The organism is Trinickia mobilis (assembly GCF_017315705.1).
GTDB lineage: Bacteria > Pseudomonadota > Gammaproteobacteria > Burkholderiales > Burkholderiaceae > Trinickia_A > Trinickia_A mobilis.
The window spans coordinates 80,812-85,963 of sequence record NZ_JAFLRF010000024.1; the positions used below are offsets into that span (position 1 = coordinate 80,812).

The following is a 5,152-nucleotide window of genomic DNA, read 5'->3' on the forward strand; positions in this document are numbered from 1 at the left end:
CCGCTGAAGCCGATGAAGAGCGCGTCCAGGCCAAGAAAGAGGGTGCCGAGAATCGCACGCGTCGCATCCTGATGGCGAATGCCTTCCTCGATGTCGTAGAGGGGGCCGATCACCGGGATGAAATCGATCAGGGTGTCCCAGGAGAACTCGCTTGGCTCTATCGGAACCTGATAGCGGTCGGCGATTTGCTTTGCCTCCGCGTCGATGTTCGGAACGGTCAACGGGGCTTGGCGCTTGCGGAGATTTTCTCGGGCGGTGGCGCGCACCCAGGGGTCTTTAAGCAGCCCCTGGTTGAAACGCTCCTCGAACGGTTTGAGTTCCTGCCGGGCATCGATTGTGTTGCCGCCGGGAAGCGTTTGCGTCCGGGAGCGAGCGAGGCCGCCAAAGGCTGCTCGCTGCAGAAATTCGTCAACCAGCGTGCCGCGTCCCGGGATCGGATGTTGCGATAACAGCCCACCGTCGGCGATGGTGTATGTGAACTGTTTTTGCAGGTCGGCGTCGCTCACCCCATGGGCGTGCAGGATGGCGGTGGCGGCCGCTCGGCGATCGAACCGGGGGGGGCTGCCATACGACGCGCGCAATGCTTCGCCGGCATAGCGCAGCAGCGCGCGGGTTTTCGCCCGCCAGTCCTCTCCTTCGATCACTTCATGTCCCGCGAAGATCACGGTCCACTTATCCGCTTGCGCCGCCAAGTTCGCGGAACGGGTGGTGGAGGTGCCGAGAGCGATGTCCTTGAATCGCATCTTCTTGTCCTTGAACCATCCCAGCAGCAATTCCTGTCGCTCTTCGGGGTCGGTAGGGATCGCCACTTCCGGCAAATGCCTTTGCAGGAGCTTCTTGGCTTCAGGCAGATCGGGCTTTGCCCAGGCACGCGCTTTCCAATCTTTCCCGGCGATCTCCGCGCCGCGCGAATGCGCCAGATGAAGCGCGAACAACAGTCGCGGATGGATCGGATAGTGACGCTTCTCAGCCCAGTCTTTCTCTATTTTCTGGAACTGTTCAAGGAGGGCGCGATCGCTGTCGAAGCGCTTCGGCACGGGCTGGCCTTGATGCTCGAGCACGCGGATCACCGTGCTGGCCAGCGAATGCTGGGGGGTACCGATACGGTATTGCTCGCTCTCTCCGACGGCCGCGAACTTCTCTTTCAGCAGCGCGGCTCTTTGCGTTGCGCTGAGTTCGGCCAATGCCGGAGCGCGATACAGCGATGCTCGCTTGGCCAGATCGTCGAAATTCAGGTTGAACGCGTTGCGCACCGCGAAGCCGTCGAAATGGATATCGGCCCGGTTGCCGGCCGAGGCGAGCAGCGCATCGAGTCGTTTCTGCTCTGCTCGGTCGGAAGACACCGCGCGAAGGAATTGCTCGCAGAGATGCATCTTTCCATCTGACCCGCCGTCGATTCCGGCGAGCATGTCACCGTGATACATCTGGTTGTACAGCAGACTAGCTTCGTCTATTAGCCGCAGGTGCCAGGGATCCTTGAGCGCGGCGCCGTCATAGAAGTCGGCGGGCAGCGTTTGCCCATGCCGGTGCAGCACGGCCGCGAGCAACTCCAGGGGGCGACGCTGGGACATCCGGGTTTTGGCGAGATCGACCCAGCTCGTGAGGGATTCCTGCAGCGCGTAAACGTAGATGTCGCTGACCTGCACCGGGGGGAGCGAGTCTCGCGCGAACAGCGCCGACGCTTGCGCCGACACTTGCGCGTGAGTTGGCTCGCGGTGGAAGGCAAGGAATTCCCGCAACTGCATCTCGATCTTCAGCAGACGATCGACGCGAAGCAGGTGGTTGCCTTGCGATTGCGCTTCGCGCAGGTTGGCCTCGTTGGCCAGCACATCGGTCAGCGGTTGACGCAGATGCTTCAGCCGCGCGGCGGCCGCCGGTTCGGCGAGCCCTTTCTCGCGCATCAGTAGCTCGATCATCGCGCGCTCGACTTTTTGCGGCTGGTCCAAGCCGGTCCAGTCAGCAAGCGTGTAGCCTCGGACCGTCGCGTTCGGTGCGGACGTCGAGCGCTCCTGCCGCTTGACGCGCTGTTGTCGTGGCCGCGCGGCCTGCGACGGCATCGGCAGCGCTTGCGCCATCGCGTGTTTTGCATTGTTCTCGCGCACGCGCGCCCAGGCCGTCGAGTGCGGCGCCGTCCGCCGGACGAATTCGTCGAACGGCAGGTCCGCATTGAGCGCGGCAACCGCCTCGTCGCCGGGGCCTGGCTCGGCATGGCTGAAGAACGGCCGGGCTGTGTCGTCAGGCTCGACCTGACCCGCTGGTGCGCCCGGGGATTCGTCCGTCTCGTTCGATGGCCGCAGGCGATCCTCGGTCCGCGTCGGCGCGTCAGGATGAAATGATTGGCTCGCCAACAGCGCGCCGATGCTCAATACCGGTAGTTTCATGGATCGTTTCCCGAGCGAAGCTTGCCAAGCCGGGCCGCAGCCGAGTTGCTGATGAGTGGCACGCCTGGCCGCGCGGGTTCCGCGAATCGAAGCCAGTGTCGATCAGGCGGGCTCGCTGTCATCGGGGAAGACGCCCTCGTCGTCCAGGTCGGATAGATCCAGATCGTCTCCCGCTGTTTCTTCCATCGTTTCGATCAAGTGATAAACGAGGGCGACCGCCGCATAGGTATCGGGGGGAATCGGGTCGTGGTCGACGCCGTGAGCGTGCAGCGCACGGGCGAGCCGCGGAAACCGGATGACCGGAATCCCATCGCGGCGCGCCTTCATCTGCAATTCGAGGGCAGCCTCGTCGGCGCCCCGGCAGACGACGAGCGGCACCGGCGTGTCGTGTTCCACGAAGCGCAGCGCCACCGCGAAGTGTTCCGGGTTCGCGATGACTGCGTTCGCGTTCAGGCGCTTCGACTGTTCGTCCTCGGCGGCCCACTGCATGGCGAGGCCGCGCCGGGCGGACTTGATCTGCGGATCGCCCTGGGTGTCCTTGTATTCGCGGCGCACCTCGTCATGGCCCATCCGCAGCGAGCGAAGTTGCAGCACGCGCTTGAGCAATACGTCGATGGCGGTGGGCAGCAGCATCGCCGCAAGCGCGGCCCGCACGGTGCTGCGGGTCAGCGAAAGCATCGCGTCGAAGGCGGAATCCGGGGTCGCGATCGCAAGCAAGGGTAGCTGCGGCAGCGCGTGCAGCACGCACACCGCGACCACCGCCCCGATGACGCCGAATTTCACGAACGACATCGCCAGTTCGGCGAGGGTTTTCGACGAAAAAAGGTTCTGGAAATACTTCGCGGGATTGAGGCGCTTGATGCCTTGTTCGAACGCTTTGGGCGCATAGACGAAGCCGACGGTGCTCCACGTCGCCGCCAGCACGGCCAGCACGGCGACACCGAGGATCGTGCCGCTGAACATCATGAACAGCGCGATTGCGTCTTGGCCAATCAGGGCGAACGCGGTGCCCGGCGCGGGGTTGGCGGCGTGTAAGAGGGCGGCGCCAAGCACGGCGGCGAAGCGGTCGCGGCCGTATCCGGCGACGGCGAATACGGCTTCGAACACGAGCGCGAGGGTGACCAGACTGAGTGCGTCGCGGCTGTGCGGCACCTGGCCTTCCAGGCGCGCGTCGTGTATGCGCTTGAGGGTCGGCGGAAGGGGTTTGTCGCTCATGGCACGGCGCTCACCGAAGGCGCGCGCAAGATCGGCGTGTGCAGGAACTCGGCGAACGGCGGCGCGTGCGCGTCGATCAGCGGTTCCATCGCACCCGTTTCCCGTTCCGCCGGTCAGCGTTCGGCTTCGCCGCGCCGCATGGGGCGTTCAAGTCAGTCAAGATCCATCGGCAAATTGGATGCGTCTCCGTTGGGCGCGTGTCTTCTGACGTGCTCGACGATCCGTCTGACGGAATTCTCGGTCAGCCCGTATTCTTCGCTCGCGTGTCTTACGCCCTCCTCACCGTCTTGGGCAATGTTGTAAATATCTATTCTGTCGTTCCGCGAGATAAGCGAGGCAGGGTAGCCATATCGCCCTGGATTTACGTCGTCATCAGCAGCGAGGTCATCGATGATGCTCTCCGGTATTTGATGTCGTCGAGCGAGTTGCTGGCGACTCCATCCGTTTCTGCCCTCTTGAAGAATCACTTCCCTGGTTTCCATGGAAAGGTCCGCAAGCGTTCTTTCCCGATTCTCGGTGCGAAGCACTTTTCCCTGATGCGCGATAATTCTAGGATCGTTCCGCCGTGCGTTGTCCGGGGCGTCATTTTTTTCTCGTCGCGCTTTGTCCAAGGCTTCATTTATTATTTTTTCGTCGATGCCATATTGCTCGGAAAGCTGTTTTGACGAGAATCCCCTATTCGATTCGGAAAGTAGTCGCGCCCTGTTTATTTGGCTGTAGTTTCGAGTTGATACGAGCCATGGGGCAGGCTTTGTTACGATCTCGGGATACAGGTCTGGATTGCTAATGATATGGTTTCTAAATTGACTCACCATTGAACGTGGGATGCGATATTTGGCGGCGAGCTCTTTCGCGGTGTACATTTTTGAAATATATTTCTTTGCTATTTCGATATCTCGATCGGAAAGGCGTGCAGGTCCTGGGTCGGGCGATGTGAGGTCAATAATATCGACATCGGCAGACCCGTGCTCGTGAAGCCGTTCCTGGTCGTTCAATATTTCCTGTATGATATTTTCGTCTGTCTTGTATTTTTTTGAGAGAGCGGAAATCGACGAGTCGCTATTTTTGAATTCCCTATATAGCATTTCCCTGTTGAGATGGCCGTAGTTTCCGTGTGCATATAGATAAGGATTGTTATTTTCAATGAAGCCTGGATATTGCGCGGAGTTTTTTTTAATTTTGTTTTTTGTTGCTTTTATTGAGTGATGTTTAAAGTTGTATTTTTTTTCTAGTTCCGGAGCTGTATAAAACTTCGAAAGATATTTTTTCATCATCTCCGTTTGTTCGGCGGTAAGATTACTCGGGCGGTCCTGGCCGCCGGGAGGCTCTACGGCTTGTTCTTGCGGCTGGTAGCGATTGAAGTCGCGTTCGAAGTCGTCTATGTCGAAGTCGGGCTGGTAGCGATTGAAGTCGCGTTCGAAGTCGTCCATATCGAAGTCGCCGGGAGCGGGTATCGGTGGGTTCCCATCGACGTTCGCGTCGCCCGGCTCCAACCTCGGGAGTTTAGGCGGGCGCGTCGGTCCGAGCGGATACCCGAGCTGGCCGTTGACCCGGTT

General features: G+C 60.4%; 3 protein-coding genes. All 3 read right to left on the bottom strand.

Annotated elements, in window-relative coordinates:
- The coding region (locus J3489_RS25890; protein ID WP_207002941.1) for a hypothetical protein at nucleotides 1-2,381 on the bottom strand (2,381 nt) is incomplete at its 3' end.
- A gap of 102 nt (nucleotides 2,382-2,483) precedes the next feature.
- Nucleotides 2,484-3,596, bottom strand: a complete 1,113-nt coding sequence (locus J3489_RS25895; RefSeq protein WP_207002949.1) for an EscU/YscU/HrcU family type III secretion system export apparatus switch protein — start codon at nucleotides 3,594-3,596, stop codon at nucleotides 2,484-2,486.
- A 152-nt stretch (nucleotides 3,597-3,748) separates the two neighbouring features.
- On the bottom strand, nucleotides 3,749-5,152 hold a 1,404-nt coding region (locus J3489_RS25900; RefSeq protein ID WP_207002951.1), incomplete at its 5' end, for a hypothetical protein.

Coding starts and splice junctions, on each gene's coding strand:
- J3489_RS25895 (WP_207002949.1), bottom strand. CDS start 3,596: ATGAGCGACAAACCCCTTCCGCCGACCCTCAAGCGCATACACGACGCG.